General features: G+C 56.9%; 16 protein-coding genes. 10 read left to right on the forward strand and 6 right to left on the reverse strand.

The features are described from left to right. Positions 1 to 5: 5 nt before the first annotated feature. On the reverse strand, positions 6 to 743 hold the full coding sequence (locus HNI00_RS09275; RefSeq protein WP_316792702.1) for an HAD family hydrolase: 738 nt from the start codon (positions 741 to 743) through the stop codon (positions 6 to 8). Positions 744 to 1,229: 486 nt separating this feature from the next. On the opposite strand from HNI00_RS09275, the gene HNI00_RS09280 reads away from it, so the two are divergent. The 3 genes from HNI00_RS09280 to HNI00_RS09290 all read left to right on the forward strand — a co-directional run bounded on the left by HNI00_RS09280 (position 1,230) and on the right by HNI00_RS09290 (position 5,562). Beyond that, positions 1,230 to 2,288 carry a putative 2-aminoethylphosphonate ABC transporter substrate-binding protein gene (locus tag HNI00_RS09280; protein ID WP_316792703.1) on the forward strand — a complete coding sequence of 353 codons (1,059 nt, stop codon included), beginning with the start codon at positions 1,230 to 1,232 and terminating at the stop codon, positions 2,286 to 2,288. Positions 2,289 to 2,583: 295 nt separating this feature from the next. After that, positions 2,584 to 3,786: a putative 2-aminoethylphosphonate ABC transporter ATP-binding protein gene (locus HNI00_RS09285; protein ID WP_316792705.1), complete on the forward strand. Its 1,203-nt coding sequence runs from the start codon at positions 2,584 to 2,586 to the stop codon at positions 3,784 to 3,786. Between the two features lie 3 nt (positions 3,787 to 3,789). Beyond that, positions 3,790 to 5,562, forward strand: a complete 1,773-nt coding sequence (locus tag HNI00_RS09290) for a putative 2-aminoethylphosphonate ABC transporter permease subunit (protein ID WP_316792706.1) — start codon at positions 3,790 to 3,792, stop codon at positions 5,560 to 5,562. A gap of 47 nt (positions 5,563 to 5,609) precedes the next feature. Here the strand turns inward: HNI00_RS09290 and HNI00_RS09295 are convergent, their stop codons facing one another. Next, a complete protein-coding gene (locus HNI00_RS09295) occupies positions 5,610 to 6,146 on the reverse strand; it encodes a Chromate resistance protein ChrB (protein WP_316792707.1) in 537 nt (178 codons plus the stop codon). Positions 6,147 to 6,324: 178 nt separating this feature from the next. On the opposite strand from HNI00_RS09295, the gene HNI00_RS09300 reads away from it, so the two are divergent. Beyond that, positions 6,325 to 7,485: an MFS transporter gene (locus tag HNI00_RS09300; protein ID WP_316792708.1), complete on the forward strand. Its 1,161-nt coding sequence runs from the start codon at positions 6,325 to 6,327 to the stop codon at positions 7,483 to 7,485. Between the two features lie 23 nt (positions 7,486 to 7,508). Here HNI00_RS09300 and pta read toward each other — a convergent pair whose 3' ends face one another. Next, a complete protein-coding gene (gene pta / locus HNI00_RS09305) occupies positions 7,509 to 9,650 on the reverse strand; it encodes a phosphate acetyltransferase (protein WP_316792709.1) in 2,142 nt (713 codons plus the stop codon). Positions 9,651 to 10,004: 354 nt separating this feature from the next. On the opposite strand from pta, the gene HNI00_RS09310 reads away from it, so the two are divergent. The 4 genes from HNI00_RS09310 to HNI00_RS09325 all read left to right on the forward strand — a co-directional run bounded on the left by HNI00_RS09310 (position 10,005) and on the right by HNI00_RS09325 (position 12,732). Then, on the forward strand, positions 10,005 to 10,580 hold the full coding sequence (locus HNI00_RS09310; RefSeq protein ID WP_316792710.1) for a dihydrofolate reductase family protein: 576 nt from the start codon (positions 10,005 to 10,007) through the stop codon (positions 10,578 to 10,580). Positions 10,581 to 10,964: 384 nt separating this feature from the next. Continuing rightward, complete coding sequence (locus tag HNI00_RS09315; protein WP_316792711.1) at positions 10,965 to 11,384, forward strand: SH3 domain-containing protein; 420 nt, start codon at positions 10,965 to 10,967, stop codon at positions 11,382 to 11,384. 69 nt (positions 11,385 to 11,453) lie between these two features. After that, entirely contained in the window at positions 11,454 to 12,143 is a 690-nt protein-coding gene (locus HNI00_RS09320; RefSeq protein ID WP_316792712.1) for a HEAT repeat domain-containing protein, read from the forward strand. 217 nt (positions 12,144 to 12,360) lie between these two features. Further along, complete coding sequence (locus tag HNI00_RS09325) at positions 12,361 to 12,732, forward strand: hypothetical protein (RefSeq protein ID WP_316792713.1); 372 nt, start codon at positions 12,361 to 12,363, stop codon at positions 12,730 to 12,732. Positions 12,733 to 12,870: 138 nt separating this feature from the next. Here HNI00_RS09325 and HNI00_RS09330 read toward each other — a convergent pair whose 3' ends face one another. The 3 genes from HNI00_RS09330 to HNI00_RS09340 all read right to left on the reverse strand — a co-directional run bounded on the left by HNI00_RS09330 (position 12,871) and on the right by HNI00_RS09340 (position 18,484). Continuing rightward, entirely contained in the window at positions 12,871 to 14,313 is a 1,443-nt protein-coding gene (locus HNI00_RS09330) for an AAA family ATPase (protein ID WP_316792715.1), read from the reverse strand. A gap of 335 nt (positions 14,314 to 14,648) precedes the next feature. Then, positions 14,649 to 16,490: an N-acetylmuramoyl-L-alanine amidase gene (locus HNI00_RS09335; protein WP_316792717.1), complete on the reverse strand. Its 1,842-nt coding sequence runs from the start codon at positions 16,488 to 16,490 to the stop codon at positions 14,649 to 14,651. A gap of 164 nt (positions 16,491 to 16,654) precedes the next feature. Next, positions 16,655 to 18,484, reverse strand: a complete 1,830-nt coding sequence (locus HNI00_RS09340) for an AMIN domain-containing protein (protein ID WP_316792719.1) — start codon at positions 18,482 to 18,484, stop codon at positions 16,655 to 16,657. An 823-nt stretch (positions 18,485 to 19,307) separates the two neighbouring features. On the opposite strand from HNI00_RS09340, the gene HNI00_RS09345 reads away from it, so the two are divergent. Both HNI00_RS09345 and HNI00_RS09350 read left to right on the forward strand, forming a co-directional pair. After that, a complete protein-coding gene (locus HNI00_RS09345) occupies positions 19,308 to 20,072 on the forward strand; it encodes a metal ABC transporter ATP-binding protein (RefSeq protein WP_316792721.1) in 765 nt (254 codons plus the stop codon). 17 nt (positions 20,073 to 20,089) lie between these two features. After that, positions 20,090 to 20,935 (forward strand): metal ABC transporter permease, encoded by an 846-nt coding sequence (locus HNI00_RS09350; RefSeq protein ID WP_316792723.1) that lies wholly within the window; start codon positions 20,090 to 20,092, stop codon positions 20,933 to 20,935. Positions 20,936 to 21,084: the final 149 nt, after the last annotated feature.

Below are 21,084 nucleotides of genomic sequence, written 5' to 3' on the forward strand. Positions count from 1 at the left end.
GACGTTCACGACGACGCTTCCAAACTCACTAAGACTCCCTTTAGCTCCATCAGCGAATCCAGCAGTCCGTCATTTGGATAAGCCGCCAGTTGCGATCGCCCGTGGGTTCCGTTGGTGACCCCCAGAGACAGGCACGCATGAGCATTGATTCCAGCGGCCAAATCAGACGGCGTATCCCCAATCACCACCACCGCCTGGGGGTCTTTAACGCCTAATTTATACATCGCTTTCTGAATCATGTAGGGCGCAGGTCTGCCCTCCTGGTTGTAAATTTCTGATGGCGTAACGGAGGCTTGAATGATGGAGTTGGGGCCACCCACATAGTCCGAATTTAGCCCCACGTCCCAACCCAAACGATTTAGGATGATGTCCGTTACTTTTCGATAAAAACCTGTGTTGAGGGCGATCGCAATTTCCTGGTTCTGCAAATAGGAGAACATCGCCAAACAGCCCTCTGTAGGCGAAACAGGATGGGTTTGATAATGCTCCTCCAGTATCGAGCAAAATGCAGCGTAGGACACATCAATCTGTTCGGATAAATCTGGATGGCCTGTACCAAGTTGGGCTTCCCAAAGGGTTTGAAAAACTCGTTTTTTTGCCCATCCCATCATGGACACAATCTGGTCAGTCGTTGCTTCCAGTCCGGTTTGTTCGGCTGCCAGAAAGAAGCACTTCTCAACTTCTTGCTCATCCTTAATCGTTGTGCCCGCCATGTCGAACACAACAAGCTGAATACTAGACACAGCAATTTTCCTGCGTAGGTTGAATGATGGCTTGGAACAAACCAGACAGCGCGAACTGACTCAAGCTTGAACTATGACGAGTCCCCCAAGCCGTAGCTACTATATCGAAATTTCTTACAGGGTAGCAGCGCTTAAATCTTGAGAATTATGAAATAATCCAGCCTTAATCTTTCCTTGAACTCTTCTTAGATTGCTGATAGTACCGTCAGAGCATGTATATCTGCACTCTACTATTTCAACTTTTGCTGAGCAACCGACAGGCTTGTTCTGAATGCCAGCTAAATATCCAAAAGAGATAGGTGTATAAGGTTTTTTATGTGCCCAGTCTTCACGTTTTTTTAAATTTTCTCACTGCTCTGGTTTTGGGTTCTAATTCGGCTGTCCTGACGCTTTTAAGCTTGGTTCGGCAATTACATTCAACGATGGATTATTACAATGCTTGAGAAATGGATTGGGAAGCGTAGGTCACGCTTTTTGACTGGATTTATGGCAGCGTTTGGGTTGGCCATCGTGGTGGCTGCCTGCACCTCTGGCCCTGTAACCACAAACCCTGGAACGGGCACTGCGACGGGTTCGGCGACTGCAACTGGGGGTTCGGAAACGATTACGGTGTATACCGCGCTGGAGGATGACCAGCTTGCGGAATACATTCCTATGTTTGAAAAGTCTCATCCCAATATCAAAGTGAATAAAGTACGCGACTCTACGGGAATCATCACTGCTAAACTGCTGGCCGAAAAAGACAATCCCCAGGCCGATGTCGTGTGGGGAACGGCGGTGTCGAGTCTGCTGGTGGCTGATCAGCAGGGAATGCTGGAACCCTATGCTCCGGCAGGCTTAGAAGCTGTACAGCCCCAGTTTCGCGATGACCGGAACCCGCCGACTTGGGTCGGGATTGATGCCTGGATGAGCGCCTTCTGTGCCAATACGGTAGAACTGGAGCAAAAGGGCGTTCCCGTGCCGACCTCCTGGGCGGATCTCACCAAGCCTGAATACAAAGGCATGATTGTGATGTCAAACCCGGCCTCTTCGGGGACGGGCTTCCTGTCGGTATCGGCTATTTTGCAAATGATGGGGGAAGAGCAGGGCTGGAAGTATCTCGATGCGCTGCATCAGAACGTGGCTCAATACGTCCACTCTGGCTCCAAGCCCTGTAAAATGGCGGGCGCAGGCGAGTATCCCATCGGCATTTCCTTTGACTATCGGGCTGTGAAGCAGAGAAACGACGGGGAGCCGATCGCTGCGGTGTTTCCAACTGAAGGATCGGGGTGGGATATCGAGGCGAATGCGCTAGTGAAGAAGGCGAATATCAAGCCCGGAGCGAAGGCGTTCCTGGATTGGGCGATTTCTCCGGAGATTATGGTTGAGTATGCCAAGAACTTTCCGGTGACTGCGGTAAAGACGGATGTACCGATTCCTGAAGGATACCCGGCTGATCCCACCAAGCAACTGATCAAGAATGACTTTAACTGGGCAGCCAAGAACCGGGACGTGATTTTAGCCGAGTGGACAAAGCGCTACGACAGCAAATCGGAACCTAAGTAGGAACGTGAGTGCGAATAGAGACTGGAACAAAACTGGAGTAAAACTGGAGCAAAACTGAAATGAAGCTGAGACATGGGCTGGAGTGAGAGCGATCGCCCTTGTCGCTCGGCAAGTAACGCAGTGAATTAACTTCAGGAATTTGCTCACTGATTCCTACGGAATGTCCAGAGATCACTCAGAGGATGAATCGGTTTCTTTGGCTTGCAGATCGGTTCATCCTCTTTTCCTGTTCTGAGCATTTTTCGAGCTTCATTGTGAGCCTTACTTATCTTAATTTTTTAGATTTTTTAGAATCATGACTTACTCGCCTGATCCGCCAGCAACGGCTCGTCCAGTTTCTCCAGCCAGTTCATCTGCGTCGGTGAGGATGCCCGTTGCCCACACCGAGGGCGATCGCGCTCTGGAAGCTCCTTACCTGCAAATCGAGAATGTTCACAAGCGCTTCGGCAGCTTTGTAGCGCTGCGAGACATTTACCTGGATGTGTATCCGGGCGAGTTTGTCTGTTTGCTGGGGCCGAGCGGCTGCGGCAAGACCACGCTGCTGCGGATTATTGCGGGGCTAGAGCAACAGACCAGCGGGCGTGTGATTCAAGCGGGGCGAGACGTTTCAAGCTTGCCGCCTGCCAAGCGAGACTTTGGCATCGTGTTCCAATCCTACGCGCTGTTTCCCAACCTGACAGCGGCGCAGAACATCGCCTACGGACTGCAAAACGCCAAGATGCCCAAGGCGCAAATTGATGCTCGCGTTGCAGAACTGCTGGAAACCGTTGGCTTAGCGGGATTTGGAGCCAAGTATCCAGCCCAGCTTTCGGGCGGGCAACAGCAGCGGGTGGCGCTGGCGCGAGCGCTGGCCCTGTCTCCCGGACTGCTGCTGCTGGATGAGCCGCTGTCGGCGCTGGATGCCCAAGTGCGGGTGCGACTGCGGACAGAGATCGCGCAATTGCAAAAGCGGTTGGGAATTACCACCATTATGGTGACGCACGACCAAGCGGAGGCGCTGGCCATGGCCGATCGCGCCGTGGTGATGGACAAGGGCTACATTGCTCAGGTCGGTACACCCCACAGCATTTATCAGCGCCCCACAACCCCGTTCGTAGCCAACTTCATCGGGGTGATGAACTTTTTGCGGGGCGTGGTAGCTTCTTCTGGACAAGTCCGCTGCGGCAATCTCTTGCTCGATGCACCCCGCAATGAGTTTGACGTAAATACGCCAGTGCAGATTGCAATCCGTCCAGAGAATGTAAAAATCCTGCCGCAGAAGGATGCCTTTGACAGCAGCCTGCCGAATGTAATTGCGGCGGAGCTAGAGGAAGTGGAGTTTCTGGGGTCTGGCTATCGAATTGGGATGCGACTGGAGGGCGATGCCAAGGATCTGATCACCAGCGAACTGCCCGCTGATGCGGCGGAACTGCTGGATTTGCAAGTGGGGGCAGCACTGGTGGCGCAATTGCCGCCTGACTGTATTCAAGTCTTTGCCCAGGAACCCGTGAGAGCCTGAACCATGACGACATCTTCTGCTTCCTCCTCTCTGCGCGATCGCCTCTTTCCCCCACAGGTGCGCCACGTCATCACCCGCGAAGACCGGATCATGCGGCTGATGCTGGCGATCGCCACGTTATTTCTGCTGGCGGGCGTTGTGCTGCCCTTGGTGCCGATGATCCAGCGGAGCTTTCAGGACACAGAGGGCAACTGGGTGGGCTGGGCCAACTACGTTCGCTACCTGACCACGCCCTCGCTGCTGGTATCGTTCACAAATACCCTCTCAGTGGCGATCGCCAGTACGCTCCTATCCGTCATTTTGGGATTCCTCTATGCCTACGCGCTGACGCGCACCGCCATGCGCGGCAAAGGGATCTTTCGCATTCTTGGTACCTTGCCGCTGTTCATTCCGCCGCTGGCCCATGCGATTGGGCTAATTTACCTGTTTGGCAATAAGGGTTTGTTTACGACTGGATTCTTTGGGCTGTTGCCGCCGTTTGATATCGGCCTCTACGGCCCCGTTGGCATTACCCTGGGCGAAGCGCTCTACTGCTTCCCGCAGGCAGTCGTGATTCTGGCGACCGCCCTCAGCCTCACCGATGCTCGCCTTTATGAAGCTGCCGACGTGATGAGAACGCCGCCGCTGCGGACGTTTTTGACGGTAACGCTGCCCAGCGTCAAGTATGGGCTGATGAGTGCCATTTTTGTCTGTTTTACCCTGGCCTTTACCGACTTTGGCGTGCCCAAGGTGGTGGGCGGCAACTTCAATGTGCTAGCGACCGACATCTACAAGCAGGTGATTGGGCAGCAAAACTTTTCGATGGGCGCAACCATCAGCGTTTTTCTTTTGCTGCCAACGGTTTTAGCATTCATCCTCGACCGCATCGTGCAGCGCCGCCAGACGGCAATGGTCAGCGCCAAGTCGGTGCCCTATCAGCCCAAGCCCAAGCCCCCCCTCGATTGGCTGATGTTTGCGATTTGTGGGGCGATCGCCTGCTTTGTGCTGTTGGTGTTTGCGGCAATCGTCCTGGCTTCGATTGTCAAGGTCTGGCCTTACAACTTTGAGCCAACGCTGCGGCACTATAACTTCAACGCGGTTGGGGGTGGGGGCTACGCAGCCTACTGGAACAGCATTCGCATGTCGCTCTATACGGCAATTTTTGGGACTGCTGCTGTCTTTGCGATCGCCTACCTTGTCGAAAAGGGCAAAGGACTCAAGGGCCTGCGCCTGGTTAACTATTTCCTGGCGACGATTCCCCTGGCGCTGCCCGGATTGGTGCTGGGCTTGGCCTACGTGTTTTTCTTCAACAATCCCACCTGGAATATTGGCGGGCTGGCAATCAGAAACCCGCTGAACTGGCTCTACGGCACAATGGCGATTCTGGTGTTATGCAATGTGATCCACTTTTTCACCGTTTGCTTTCTGACGGCCACCACTGCCCTGAAGCAGATTGATCCAGAGTTTGAGTCGGTGTCTGCGTCTATGCGGGTGCCATTTTACAAAACCTTTTGGCGTGTCACGCTGCCGCTCTGCGTTCCAGCCATTTTAGACATCGGCATTTACTTTTTTGTGAATGCGATGGTGACGATTTCTGCCATCGTTTTTCTCTATCCGCCCACGTTGCCGCTGGCGGCCGTGGCTATTGTCAACATGGATGATGCTGGAGACATTGCACCTGCTGCGGCCATGTCTACCCTCATTGTGGTCACTAGTATCGGCGTGCGCCTGCTGTACTGGTTTTTGACACGCGGCCTGCAAACCCGAACCCAAGCCTGGCGATCGCAGGCAAGATAACTCCAGGCAAGATAACTCCAGGCAAGATAACCCCAGGCGAGAGCAGGCTACAAATCTTGAGCCTCGTAAACTTGCTGGCTGAATCGCTGAAAGTCTTCCTCACAGAGCTTTAGCGCCTCGACCGCAGTCGCATATCCAGCCGCGTCAAACAAGTCTCGCTCGCGGATCTTTGGCAGCCATGAGCGCAGCTTAATTAGCTCTGTTTCATTTTCGTCGAGTTCGGCAAAGGTAAGATTCTGCTCTTGCCGCTCATGCTCTAGCTCTTTGTGAAAGTCCTGGCAGCGCCCCAGAAATTCCTCGTACTCGGCCTCCGCCTGCTGCTGAAATCGCTCAATCAGTCTTGAGTTTTGCTTCTCCTCTTCAATCGTGACGGTCAGCAGATCTGCCTCCCCGCCACCGTCGATAATTTCCATCGTCAATGTCTCTAGTTGTACCTGCAAATTTTGACGCTGGGGCAGCACGCACACCGATTGCTGGAGATATAAGCCTCCCCATCCTTTTAACTTTCGCCAGACGTAGACCCTCTGCGTGGACGGCTGAGAGGGGACACGGTAGATCAGCAGATTCCAGGACTGACCAGACATGGATTCATTGTAACAGGTGTTGCATTTATCCTAAAGACGTGTCAAACTCTGATGCAGCCTGATGCAACAAGTGTTGCTTAATCTGCTGGTTGCCTGATGATGCCCTAGAAGCAGTTGCTTCCCTGGAAACTCTTGGAAGAGTGTCTACTACAAATCCTCCTGCTACCAATCCTTTGGCATGAAAAACTCTGCACTTTGGTTCGTAATTTGTTTGGGAGTGGTGAGTCTGTGCGCGGATGCGACCTACGAAGGGGCACGGAGCATCACGGGCGCGTATTTGGGCAGCCTGGGTGCAAGCGGTGCGGTGGTGGGCTGGGTGGCGGGGCTGGGCGAACTGATTGGCTACGGGTTTCGGCTGGTCATTGGCTATTTGAGCGATCGCACTCGACAATATTGGCGCATCACCACGCTGGGCTACTGCATCAACACGGCTGTCGTACCGCTGCTGTCGCTGACCACCACCTGGCCCGCCGCCGCCGGACTGATGATCGCCGAACGCACAGGCAAGGCGGTTCGCACGCCGCCGCGAGATGTGCTGCTGTCCCACGGCGCGATGCAGATCGGGCGGGGATTTGGCTTTGGGCTGCACGAGGCGATGGATCAAATTGGGGCTGTGGGCGGGCCGCTGATGGTGGCGGCGATGCTGACCTGGCAGTATGGCTATCGCGGCGGCTTTGGGATTCTGGTGATTCCGGCGGTGCTGGGGCTGCTGGTGCTGCTGGTGACGCAGCGGATTTATCCGAATCCGAGGGACTTTGAGCCGCCGACTCCGGCGGATTTGCACACGGAGGGGCTGCCGCGCCGCTTTTGGATTTATCTGGGGGCGATCGCCCTTGTCGCGGCGGGGTATGCCGACTTTCCGCTGATTGCCTTCCATCTACAACAGACGGGTGTGGAATCCACCAGCCAGATTCCGCTGCTCTATGCGCTGGCGATGGGCGTGGATGCGATCGCCGCGCTGCTGTTTGGGCGCTGGTTTGACCGGGTGGGGCTGGGCAGCATGATGCTGGCGATCGCCCTGTCGCTGCTGTTCGCGCCGCTGGTCTTTTTGGGCAGCTTCCAGACGGCAATTTGGGGGATGGTGCTGTGGGGCATTGGCATGGGCGCACAGGAATCCATCATGAAGGCGGCAGTTGCGGGCATCGTCCCACCCCGGCGACGCGGCTCGGCCTTCGGCATTTTCAACACGGGCTATGGGTTGGCGTGGTTTGCGGGTAGCGCCCTGATGGGTACGCTCTACGATTTTTCGCGGCCCGCCCTGGTGATTTTTTCGGTGCTGATTCAGGCTCTATCGCTGCCTGTTCTGTTCTTCGTTGTTCGGGGTGCGCGGTCGTCCTGACTGTCCTCCGCCAATGCATTCTTTCACACGCCAGCCCCCACCCTGTCGCCCACAGGTTCCACACTGCTAGCCGCCGCCTGCACCCGCTGCGCCTGAATTGCGGTGATGGCGACGGTGTTGACAATATCGGGCACGGTGCAGCCCCGGCTGAGGTCGTTGACGGGTTTTCGCAAGCCTTGGAGGATGGGCCCAATGGCGACGGCGTTGGCAGAGCGCTGCACGGCCTTGTACGTATTGTTGCCCGTGTTCAGGTCAGGAAAGATAAACACCGTTGCGTGGCCTGCGACCTTGCTATCGGGCAGCTTGGTTTTGGCGACGCTGGCATCCACCGCCGCGTCATATTGAATCGGCCCTTCAATTTGCAAGTCGGGGCGCTGGCTTTGGGCAATGCGGACGGCTTCGCGCACCTTGTCCACATCTTCGCCCTTGCCCGAATCGCCTGTGGAATAAGACAGCATCGCCACCAGCGGCTCGATACCAAACAAGGCAGCGGTTTCCGCCGAGCTAATGGCAATGTCGGCCAACTGCTGCGGGTTGGGGTTGGGGTTCACGGCGCAGTCGCCATAGACCAGCACCCGGTCTTCCAGACACATCAGAAAGACGCTGGAGACGATGGAGCAACCGGGCTGTGTGCGGATAAACTCCAGCGCGGGACGGATCGTGTGGGCGGTGGTGTGCAGCGCCCCCGACACCATGCCGTCTGCCAGACCCTTGTAGACCATCATCGTGCCAAAGTAGCTAACATCGCGCATCAGGTCGTGGGCAAACTCTAGCGTGATCCCCTTGTGCTTCCGCAGGTCGTAGTAAGTCTGGGCAAAGTCTTCCTGCCAGTCGGATTCTAGCGGGTCGATCAGCGTTGCGTCGTCGAGATGGAGTCCGAGGGCGGCGATCGCCTCCTGAATCTGTCCCCGGTTGCCCAGCAGCGTCACGTCTACCACATTGCGTTGCAGCAAGATTTCGCTGGCCCGCAGGATGCGCTCGTCCGTTCCCTCCGGCAGCACAATCCGCTGGCGCATCGTCTTGGCCTGCTGGATCAGTTCATACTCAAACATCAGCGGGGTCATGCGCGTCGAGCGGGCCACCTCAATGCGGGCCTCCAGCCTGGATAGATCCACCGACGATTCAAACAGCCCCAGGGCAGCAGCGATTTTGCGCTCGTTGAATGGGCTAAGCTGGGCGCGAACTTGGCTGGCGTGGGTAGCGGTTTCGTAGGTATCGGTGGCGACGGCGAAGATGGGCAGGGGCGATCGCCGAAAACTGTCTAGCAGCGCCCGCACCGACGGAGCCAGCGCCAGCCCGCCCGTCAGCGCGATGCCCGAAATTTTGGGATAGTCTTCGGCAAACATAGTCGTCAGACAGCCCAGCACGATATCCGCGCGATCGCCCGGCGTAATCACCAGCGCCCCCTCCTGCACATGGGTCAAGAAATTGGGCAACTGCATCGCCGCCACCTTATAGCCCAGCACGTCGCGGTTAAGCTGGCTTTCGTCGCCCATCACGAGTTCTCCGCCCAGGGTGTGCATTACCTCGGCCACCGTAGGTTTGGTAATGCGCGGCTCCTCCGGCAGCAGGAACACGGGGTCGTCGGTTTGCCATGCAGCCTGGAGGCGATCGCTCAGTTCCTCGCGCATCTCTGGCGCAATCCGGTTGATGAACGTAGCGGCGATCGCACAGCCATAGTTCAAAAACGCCTCCCGCTCCGTCCGCACCGCGCTGATCAGTTCCTCTAGCGTTTTGCCCTCGCCGCTCGACACTAGGGCGATCGGGGCCGCTAGCAAATTTGCCACCTGCGCGTCAAAATCATCCACAAAGGCAGAGCCGATTTCCGTCGCGTCCACCCCCTCGCACACCACGAAATCGCACTGCGCCTCCAGCGTTTTGTAAGCTTCCACCACCCGTTTCAGCAGGGTGTCCGTTTGGCCAGTGGCTAATAGCGCCTGCGCTTCCTCATGGGTGAGGGCATATTGCGAGTTGTAAGGCGCAGCAATGGCGTAGCGACTCCGCACCAGGTCAATATCGTTGTCCGGCGTGTCGCCCGCGTGAATCACCGGACGAAAGAAGCCCAGCCGCCCCACCCGTTTCGACAGCAGTTCCATCAGCCCCAGCAGCACCAGCGACTTGCCGTTGCCCGGTTCGATTGCGGCAATGTAGAGATTTTTAAGCATAAGATTTTGAGCGGGGGGCAGATTTTGAGTGGGGGGCGATCGCCAGCAGACATGACATCAGCGCTAGCCGAATAGAACACTATTGATTTTGGATTTTAGATTTTAGATTTTGGATTTTAAATTCTTGGATTCTAGAGTGGCGATTTTGGGTTGCCAAGCCAGCGCTGCTGAAAGATCTCCAGCGGCCCTGTAGGAGTCTCTTGTAGGAGCCTATTGATGAGGAATCGATATCAAAGCCAAGACCCAATGCGATTGCTCCACATTCTACGCAGGCGCTTCCAGAAGATTTGGTAATCCTGGACACGACGCACGGCGCACCCAGCTTGTCTCGATCAGGAATGTCAGGAATTCTCAATGAAAACGCAGTATTACACCGCAACCAGCCTGGATGGCTACATCGCCGATGCCAACCATTCTTTGGAGTGGCTGTTTCAGTTTGGCGACCCAGAAGACGGCAGCTATCCCAGCTTTATTCAAGAAGTGGGGGCGATCGCTATGGGTTCCACCACCTACGAATGGATTCTCAACCACGACAGCCCTGACAATCCCAACGCAAACCCGGCGCAGCCCGCCTGGAGCTACACGCAGCCCGCTTGGGTGTTTACCACGCGCACGCTGCCCACCATTCCGGGTGCAGATATTCGCTTTGTGAAAGGCGACGTGCGTCCGGTGTATGAGGAAATGCGGGCGATCGCCCAAGACAAAAACATCTGGGTGGTAGGCGGCGGCGACCTAGCAGGGCAGTTTTATGACCACGGGCTATTGGATGAAATTATCGTGACCATTGCCTCGGTAACGCTGGGCAGCGGTGCGCCCCTACTGCCACGCAAAATCACCACGCCGCCGCTCAAGCTGGTGTCTGCAACGACCTATGGCACGGCCTTTGTCGAACTGCGCTATGCAGTGCAGCGAAGCGCCGATGAGGTCTAGTAGCTCCCAACAGAGGGAAAACAAGAGTCCTGACCGCCTTCTCCGCTAGGAAGGGAGTTGGAGATATAGCCTGCCTATCGCAGAGTGAAGCAATATCTGCGTTCAGCTATCTGCGTTTAGCCATCTGCGTTCAGCAACGCCCCTGTTGGAATTGATCGGAATTGATTTGGAATTGATTAGGAATTGATGCGTAAAGTTGCCTGAATGGCCTGATAAGTGCGTAACCGCTGAAGAGTGGCGCTGGTCAGGTCATCCCAGGCTGGAGATCGATCCAATCAAAGTATTCGGTTTTCTTGGGATACGGTTTATCGATCAGCTCTGGCTTCTCGGTTTCCCTGATTTTCTCAATTTCACCAGTTCTTTTGATTTTTGAGGTAACTTCCTATGAAGCACATTATGGCCTTTGCTCTTGGTGCTATGAGCGTTTTGGGGTTTTCCACGGCTGTCTCTGCTGAAACCTTTACAGTTGAATGCACCTCGACTAGCCAACTCTGTGACCGCACGGCAACGCTGAACTTTACCTCGGATGGGCCAGGGACAGAGTATGCCGTTACGCTCAAGGCTCCGTCAACCCACTGTTCAGCCGTGAGATACCTGGTTTATTCCAATGACGGTCAGCGCCGCTTATTGGGTCGCACTACTTTCTTGAATGCAGGGGAATCAGATTATGTTTTCTTGGGCAACAACTATGCCCGTGGTTCCCAGAGTGTGCTGATTGGGGCGGAAGGCTGGCTTGGAAACTGCAATACTGGCCGTCTACATTCCTGGGGAGTCGATGCCAACGCATACCCTGTACCGCGTTAGCGCGATCGCGCGATTCAGGTATGACTGATGGGGAAGCTGAGAGAGCAAGACGCAACACACGGGCAGTCTATGAATCTTGCATCCATCAAACAACAATTTCCAGAGTCAGCCAGCGACATCGAAGCTCTTGAAACCTTGGGGCTTGCGACTCGCCAGCCTGGTTGGATCAACACCCTCGACCTAGATAAGGCAATGACCGCTTGTTGGCTACTTGGCAAGATAGGAGATGACCAAGATGCAGATGCGCTCGCCGATGTGTTAGCGGGTCAACGCAGTGAATTATGGGTGCAGGCAGCGGCATCCCTGAGTTCAATCATGACTCAGAGGCACTTAGGGCCCCTGCTCTCGATTCTGGAAACGAGTTTTGATCCGGCACAGCGAGAAAGTGTTGTCTATGCTCTCTCTTTCCAATCAGACAGCGAGATTACCCCGCAAGTGATTCGGGTATTGACTGACGTTGCAACTCATCAGGGTGAGGCTCCTTCTGTTCGAGCGCAAGCCCTAGAAGGACTGGGAAATCAACTTTCCCAGGAGTTACTAACTCTACATCAGGAAGCAGTGAACGCAATATTGACCGCACTTGACGACTCGGAAGCTGTCATTAGGTTTTGGGCCTGCTTTGCTGCGGGCTGTCTCAAAAGCAAGGAAGCCCTGTCAAAGCTCCAATTCTTAGCTCAGAACGACAAGACCTTTGTGGAGGGATGGTGGACTGTGAGTCAGGAAGCTGAAGATGCCATCGCTTTAATCAATCGAGATTAATCAATCGAGATTAATCAATGGCGGTTCATCAATGGCGGTTCATCAATGGGAAACCTCCTCTGCGTTAACCAAGCCAATTGCTCACTATCTGCTCACATCTACTCACTATCTAATAACTTTCGTACTCATATGTACTCATGCGTACTCATGCGTACTCATGTTGTACCCATGAGCCGCCCCACGTTACTCAACTTTTATGGAGATATGGAGGACAAGTATGATCGCCAAGTTTACGACCGATGAAGCCTATTACGCCAGTTTTCCCAGTCCAGCGGAGCAGCTTACGATTGAATGGGACACCGAAACAGGGAAGCCCATCCGCCTAGAATGGGTGCATGGTTCCGCAGTTTGGTTTCTCCACCCCAAAACGCCAGGCAGCATTACAAGGGAAATGCCAGACTTCAACTACTATGACGTTAACCTGCGGATGACTACGGCTGGATACGAAGAAACCGCATACGGACTCAAGGGAAAACTCACGGTGGACGCGCACCGTCCTTCAGGGGCCACATTCGCTGCTATCTATGAAGGCACTGGCACGGCTTGGTTTGTGGCTGATGGTACGTTGACCCACCTGGGCGCTTCCTGACTCATTGGAAATCTGTTCAGCAACGCCGTTGAGTCTGTTCATCAGGTTATGCCGCGACTGAAGGCTATGCCGCGACTGAAGGCTATAACGCCGTTGAGTCTGTTCATTTGTGACATAAGGCTATGCCGCGACTGAGGGCTATGCCGCCGCTTCGACCTTTTGCAGGAGTTCTTGGGCCAGCGACTCAAAGGACGCAAGCGCATTCTCGGCAGCAGTGCGGTCTTGGGCGCTGAGTCCGTCCAGAGATTCCACCGCAAACAGCGGGCAGCCCTCGCTCTGAGACTTGGACACGATATTGAGGCGGGGCACCCAGGTTGCTTCTGAAAACAGTTGCACCTGATTGCCCCCAGGCAGTTTATTCAGCCGTCCGTATAGCTCTTCGACCATCGATAAATTAAAGGCTCGCGAGGTGCGATCGTGCATACTGACTGCAATGCCCACGATGGGCAGCGGCGTTTCGCGAAACTGCCCGACTTCTTCGATTTGCCCCAGCACAAATTCCAGCGCTCGGATGGGATAGGGCGAAAGCTGAGTCGGCACTAGCACACCCCCAGAGGCCATCAGGGAAATGCGGTTCACCTTGCCAAAGGAGGGCGGCGGGTCAATAAACACAAAGTCATAATCCTGGCTTTTGAGCTTTTTGGCCAAAATGCGATCGCTGTCCACAATCTGAATCAACTGATTCTCCATATTGCTGAGGCGGATGTGGGAAGGCACGACATCTAAAACCACGTTGCCCCAGCGCTTTTTCACAATCACATCGTCCAGCACCAGCCGGGGTTCGGTGAGCAAATGGGTAATGTCTTTTCGGCCAACTTTTTCCACATCTTCTAGCGGGTCGATTCCCAGGCCCGTGGTCAGATTTGCCTGTGCGTCGATGTCGATCAGCAGCACCCGCTTGCCCAGTTGCGCCAGGGCCGCAGCCAGGTTAATGGTCAGGGTGGTTTTGCCAACGCCGCCTTTGTTGTTGAAAACGGTGATGATCATAGCGTTTCGGGGTGGAGTGTGGGGGGACAAATCGGGCTGTATGGGCAGCACCGAGAGGACGTGGGAGTCTTGCGAGAGTTGGGCGATCGCCCGCACAAGCTGTTCGTGAATTTTGCGGTGGCTGCTGCCAAAGGCCTCCATGACGCGATCGCAGTTTCGCTTCCACAGCAGCGACCCCAACACCCGATAGCTTTGGTAGAGGTAGTCGCGGCTATAGTTCCAGAGCGAGTGAACCGCCTCGCCATCGTTGTAGAGCAGGCGAAACTGCTTGCCGTTGGTCAACAGTCCCAAAATGCTGCCCGAAGCGAGCAGATAATCCCGTAGTTGCCAGCTATTGTGGGCGATCGCCTGCTTGGGCGACTTCGCTTCGATAATCAGGTAGTGGCAATAGGGGGCGGATTGCTGCGCCCTGAGTAAAAAATCAACCCGCTTTTTGCCGAATGGAACCTGCTGAAGAATATCCTGCGGCCGGTAGCCCAGCAGTTCTAGCATGGGCAGAATGACTTCGGTTTCCAGCGCTTTTTCAGAATTGCAGCCATCGACCCGATCGAGCAAGGCACACCAGCGCTGATGAAACTCGTCTGAAACTGCCATAGGGAATTTCCATCCAAGCCAAGCCATGAGCGTTGCGATCCAGACTATCTTGGCATGGGGCATCCTGCCTGATCCACAAAAAAATCCAGAAACTTGACTGAAACGAAGCTAAAACAAAGTTGTCAGCAATTTTGCCGAGTCACATTGCCCAATTCTTCTGAGTGGCGCTAATTGAGTGGCGCTAATGAAGTTGCTGGAAGGCTGATAGGCGCTGGACTGGCAATCTAAAATCGCAAATCCAAAACGCAAATCCAAAATCGCAAATCCCAAAATCGCAAATCCAAAATCGAGAACTAATCAAGAACTAATCGAGAATCAATCGAGAATCAATCTGGTTATTCGCGGGTGGTCTGCCGCAGCCATGCTTCGATGCCGTCGGCCAGGGTATCGGCCAGGCGCTCCTGCTCCTGCGGATCGACGATCCACTCGAATTCAAAGGGATTGATCATGAAGCCCAGTTCCAGCAGGACGGATGGGGCAACGGCGGGGCGCGTCAGGGCGAGGTTATTCCAAAAGACCCCGTAGGAAGGGCGATCGCGCGTTTCCACTAGATAATCATGCAGAAATTCCGCCAGGTCTTGCGCCTGGTTTTGATACCAAAACGTGCCAATGCCTGCGGTGTTGATCGCGTCGCCATCGTCGGGCAGCGCGTTGTAATGAATGCTGAGGGCGAGGTGTGGCTCCTGCGCCACGATCATGGCGGCGCGTTCGTTGGGGCCGAGGTCGATGTCCTCGGTGCGGCTCATGATCACCGTTGCGCCCCTCGCTTGCAGGCGATCGCGCAGCAGTTTCGACACAATCAGCGCCACGTCTTTTTCGGGATAGCCCGTGGGGCCGCGAGCGCCGAGGTCATCTGGGCCGCCGTGGCCGGGGTCGAGAAAAATCCGCAGTCCCGTCAGCGGTTGCCGCCGCGATGACGACAGCACTGGCGGGTTTCGCAGCGACAGCACCAGGCTAGTGCCCTCGTAGCGTAGCTTATAGCCCCACTGGTGGCGCGAGTTGAGCAGCACGGTGTATTGCACCTGGGTCGGCGAAATTTGCTGCCAGTCGAAGCGCTGGATCAGGCGATCGCGCGGCACGAAGATTGTGTCGGTTTGGGCGATGGTGTGGTGCAGGGTGAGGGCCACCGTGCGATCGCCCTGATGCAGCGACACAGGCACAGGGGCTTGCAGCGGAAACACGATTTCCGTCCATGCCCCAGCCGATCGAGAGCGAACGCCACGAATCAGCGTTTGGGGCGGCGCGGCATTGGGCACGGGCTGGGTTTCCGACTCGCGAATCCACGCGCCATAGCCCAGCCGCAGCCAACCGCCCTCGCGCCCCGTCACCACATCTCGCGTGCCCTGAGGTAGGGGGGTGAGGCGGGAATAGTCGGTGCTAGGGCCGGTGCGGGCGGTTCCCGATGCAGCGACCACCTGCACCACAGGCGGGTTTAGCAGCGGCAACAGCGACACGCTGCCGGGAGCCGTCTGGCGCAGGGTTTCGCCGCGAAGCTGGAGTTGATAGTCTGGCTGACCCAGCGCGACGGTCTGCGCCGGGTTCGGCAGCACAGCCCCGGTGGAAATTGCGTTGCCGTAGGTGAGGATCGGCTGGCTCAGCGGCAAGCAGCCCTGGTAGCGCTGGGCAGCCTCCATCACAGCGGGCTGGTTCAAGTCTGTCAGCACGGCAGAGTTGGGTGGCAAATCCACGGCGCTGGGCTGGGGCGCGAGGGGAATGGTCTGCCCCGCAAGGCTGACGGAAACGGTGGCATTGGGCGGGGCGATCGCCCCAAAGCAGACGGTCTCTCCTGGCCGCCGCGCCACGTCCACCGCTGGCCACAGCGACCCCTCTGCAAAACTAGCGCCCACCGGAGCCGCTGCCCCTGCCGCCACGCGCACCACGCGAATCACCACCGCCTCCGAACCGCGCCGCAGCGTGAAGACGTTTTCGCCCAGTTCTAGCGGAAAACTGGGGGCAAAGTGGCCGGCTGGACTGCGCTCGATGGGCTGCCCGTTGACCGTCACCTCGCCGCCGGGAGCCGCCGTGCCAATCAGGAAAATGCGGCTGGCGGTGGTTTCGTGGCCGTCGTCGGGATAGACCACGCCCAGGGGCTGCTCGGCACGGGCGATCGCCGCCATGCCCACCATACCCACCGTGCCCACCAGTGACAGCCCCAGCCCGTGTTTGATCCAGTTCATAATCCACCCAGGTTCAATCTCTGCAATCCAGCTTTGCAATCCAGCTCTGCAATCCAGCTTTGCAACCCAGGCTCAACCTGCATCGGGCGGCGCTGCGGCGGCGGGCGATCGCTCCCAAAATGGCTGGATTGCTTTTACTTCCGCTTTCACGCCTACTTTCACGCCTAAAAGAAGCCGCGTGGCACATCCTGCGTTAGACGAACTTCGATAATCTGGTTCGGCAGGATCGTCGCAGGCTGGGGGGCAGTGATAAAGGTCGTCGCCGCTCCAGCCCCAGCTCCCAGGGCCAGCCCCACCAGCCCAATGCCGCCCGTCAGCAGGCCCAGCAGCAGCGCCCCGCCTGCACCAATGGCGGAATTCCGCAGAATATCCTCTTCAGAAACGCGGCGATCGCCCGATAGCCGATCCGACCGCGCTTCGATCCGCTGATTGCGTCCATCCACGCTCACTGCCTGGGCCACAAAGCGGCTGCCCTCGCGATTCGTCTCGAACCGTCCCAAAAGCTGGCTGCCTGCCGGAAACACCACGCGCCCGCTGTAGTCGCGCACGGGTTCTGTCAACACAAGAACTTCTTGCCAGGGGCGATCGCCACTCAGCGTCAGCGGTACGCGGCCGGGATACCGCGCAATCATCGACGTTCCCGATGGCAGCAGCACGTTCGGGTTAAACGGTGTCGCGGCGACCGATGCAGCAGGCAGGCGACTGGCGCTCGACGGGCGACTCGAAACGCCTTCATTCACCACACCCGGCGCAGGTTGCAGCACGGGAAGCGATGGACTGGGCGAGGCCGGCGCACGATTCACCTCAATCGGAACAATGGGTTCGGGCGTAGACGCAACTGGCGCAGGCGCAATCGGCGGCAGCGGATCGGGCAAAATTGGAGCCGCCGCAGGAGCCGCAGGAGCCGCACTGGGAACTGCACTGGGAACTGCACTGGGAACCGTCGCAGGAACCGCATCTAGGGGCGGAATCGTCACCGTGACCGGCCGCCCGTCTGGCGCGGAGGGCGGCAAGGTTGCGGGAATCTGCCATGCGCCAGAAGCGCTGCTGCTAGGCGGCGTGGGAATCGAAACCGCGCTGGGCGCAGTCGCCCCTGGTGGCGTGGTTTGCAGGGTCGCTGGCATGGTTTGCAGCGCCGCTGCGGGTGAACTGGCGGGTGGTGCTGTCGCCGGGGCTGTGGGCGGAATCTCAACGGGCACAGGCGGGGCGCTTGGCAACGGCGTTTCAACTGGTAGCTCGTTGCGACGAATTCGCACGGTGGTATTGCTGCCCGATAGCTCAGGCGGAATCGGAGAGGACTGGGACGGCGTTGTGGCAATGACGGGCGGCGGCGCGGGCTGGGGAAGGGCTGATGCAGGCGGGAAAGCTTGTGGCTGGGAAACTTGCGGCTGGGAGACTGGTGGTTGAATCGGTTCAGACGGAGCCACTGGCTGGGGCACGACTGGCGAAACTGGCGGCGCAGCGGAAAGCCCAAACGGTTCCGCAGGCGGGATAGACGGCGCAACGGGCTGAGTTGCAGGGGTCGTTGCCCCCACCAGCACCGGACGCAGCACCCAGCGGCTCTGTCCGCTGGACGCAGGGCCCACCTGCTGAAGCTGCACCTGCTCCGGCGCAAGGGTGGCATCGGGCGACAGTTCCATCACAATTCGCGTTAGCCCAGGCTGAAACTGGCTCACGCGCACCTGCCGCACTGCGCCGCCATAGACCTGCCCGGCCGATACCGCCCCCACATCGGTATTGGGCAGATCCATGACAATTCGCGTCGGCTGCGCCAGCAAAAACGTGCGTGGCGTAACGCCTGCGGGAACCGTGACTTCTAGTTGCGCGCTGGCGGGGTCAAACTGCCACTGGGTCAGGGTAGAAGCCTGGGCGGGCGCAGCGGCGGTGGTGGAAACAAGGGTGGCGATCGCCCCCAGGCTAATCATGGCAGGGTTCGCCGCCATCGCCGCCAGTCCTAAACTTGCCCCCCATCGCCGCAGTCGAGTGCTGCTCAACCGTTTATTCAGATTTTGGTTCCGCCTTCCGTTCCGCTTGCCATTCCGCCATGTTGCCTGTTGCATAATCCTAAAACCTGACTGGCCTAACCCGCCGCGCAGCCCGAAGCATAACCCAACTTCCCTGAAACAGACCCAAACGCTGCGTGTAGCGGCTTACGAAGATTACGAAGATTTTAACCGCTTGGTCTGGTGTCAAGTCTAATGAACCTGCGCCAATTTCTCAACTTTTTTTCGGTTGCGCCTCGATGGAGATGATTTTGGAGGAGAATGCCCCGCTTCGTGCAGCTTTTTTCGTGCAGCTTTTATAGACGACATAGACGACATAGACGACTTAGAGGGTGTTTGAAAAGGTATCGCCTGTAATGTTAAGCACTCAGAGATCCCCCCTAGCCCCCCTTAAAAAGGGGGAAACCGCCTTAAAGTCCCCCTTTTTAAGGGGGATTCAGGGGGATCTTGCACGCTTTGTTACAAACAGTAGGACTTTTCAAACATCCTCTTAGAAATGCCCAAGTTCAGGGTGCATCCCACTTGTGGAACCCTCACCCTAAATCCTCTCCCAAAGCAGGAAAGGGACTTCCAATCCGGCTCTCCTTCTTCCGCTTTGGGAGAAAGGGCTGGGGGATGAGGGCAAACTTGCAGAACTGGGATGCGCCCCAAGTTTAGGACACCAGACAAATCCCAGTTCACCCGATCGCCCGTGGCAGCAAGCCCCGATCGCCTAGTAAGATGGTTCAGAATGATAACCATTCTCAAATCGGCTTCGCCCCAGATCGATTGGGCAAAACCGAGATGAAATCAGCGCTCCATCAGGAGGTGTCTTTTGCAAGAGGTTGTGTTGGCCGTGGAGCGGCTAACGGTGTATCGAGAATCCTATGCGGCGGTGCAGGAGGTGTCCTTTGTGCTGGAGGCGGGCACCGACACGGCGATTGTTGGCCCAAACGGTGCAGGCAAAAGCACGCTGGTTCAGGCGATTTTGGGGATTTTGCCGCGTCAGGCTGGGCATGTGCAGTGTTTGGGACATCCGCTCAGTCCGTCGGGCAAGTTGCCCATGAGCGTGCGGCGGCAAATTGCCTACCTGCCGCAAAATCTGCTGTTTGACCGCCGCATTCCCATGACCGTGAGCGAATTGGTGGGGTTGGGCTGGGACGCGCTGGGAATGCAGTGGCCGTGGGCAGGTGGGGGCGATCGCCATCGGGCCATGCTGGATGCGCTGGAGCGAGTCGGCGCAAGCCACCTGCGCCATCAGCCCATCAGCGGCCTCTCCGATGGCGAAACCAAGCGGGTGCTGCTGGCCTATTGTCTGGTGCGTCCCCGGCGGCTGCTGATCCTCGATGAGGCTCCGGCGGGACTAGACGTGCGCGGCGAGTCAGAGTTCTATCGCCTGCTCAACCAGCTCAAACAAGAGCAGGGCTGGGCGATTTTGCAAATTTCTCACGATTTGGAAATGGTGCGCCGACACTGCGATCGCGTGCTTTGCCTGAACCGTCGTCTGCTGTGTCAGGGCGTTCCCGAAGTCGCGCTGGCTCCCGAAAACCTGGCCGCTGCCTACGGCTCAGAATTCGTGCAATATCGACACACGCACTAGCATCACCCATCCGCCCTATGTCTCTGCAAGCCGATTTAATTCGCGTGATTGAGCTATTTCAGTTCCCCTTTATGCAGCGGGCGCTGATGGGCGGCGTGCTGACGGGTCTGATGGGCGGCCTGTTAGGCAGCTTTACGATCCTGAGACAGCTTTCGTTCTTCAGCGATGCCCTGGGCCATTCCACCTTGCTGGGCATTAGCCTGGGCGTGCTAATGGGTATTAGCCCGTCGATTGTGTTGCTGCCGTCAGCAGTTTTGTTTGCACTGGGTGTGAATTACTTGCTGCAACGCACTCGCCTGTGGACAGACGCGCTGCTGAACATTATCTATTCTTCATCGCTGGCGATCGCCGTGATTATCCTCAGTTTTTTGGATTCCTACAAAGGCGGTCTCAACAATCTCCTGTTTGGAGACATCTTGGCTATTCAGTATGCTGACTTGTGGACAAGTGGCATTCTGCTTTGCATCTGTGTTCTATTCGTCAGCTTGTCGCTGCGGACACAAATGCTGATGACGCTGAATGAACCGCTGGCGATCGCCCGTGGGGTATCTGTTGAGGTTCACCGCACGGCATTTATCGTGCTGCTATCGCTCGTCGTTGGGGTGTCGATCAAGGCGATCGGGGCGCTGTTGGTGAGCGCGTTTGTGGTGATTCCTGCCTGCGCGTCGCGACTGCTGAGCCGCACCTTTGGTCAGTATGTGCTGCTGTCGGCCGCGCTGGGAGCCGTCAGCGCCCTGGTGGGCATTGGGCTATCGGCCTGGTTTAACCTGCCGTCTGGGCCCAGCATCGTTGTGACGCAGTTGGTAATCTTTTTGGGGGCGATCGCCTTCTCCCAACTTCAGCCCACGTCCGCCCGCACCTGACCAGCCCCTTGCTGAGCTAAATCTTTGGCCCGCCGATGGTTCAGTCTACTCGATACACTCGATACGTTTAGGACTGACGCAGTTGGACAATTTCTCGCGGGCGCAGCCCGCGAGAAATTGTCTAAAATCCAGAGAGCTTACCGCAAGTA

Source organism: Thermoleptolyngbya oregonensis NK1-22 (assembly GCF_032705245.1).
GTDB lineage: Bacteria > Cyanobacteriota > Cyanobacteriia > Elainellales > Elainellaceae > Thermoleptolyngbya > Thermoleptolyngbya sichuanensis.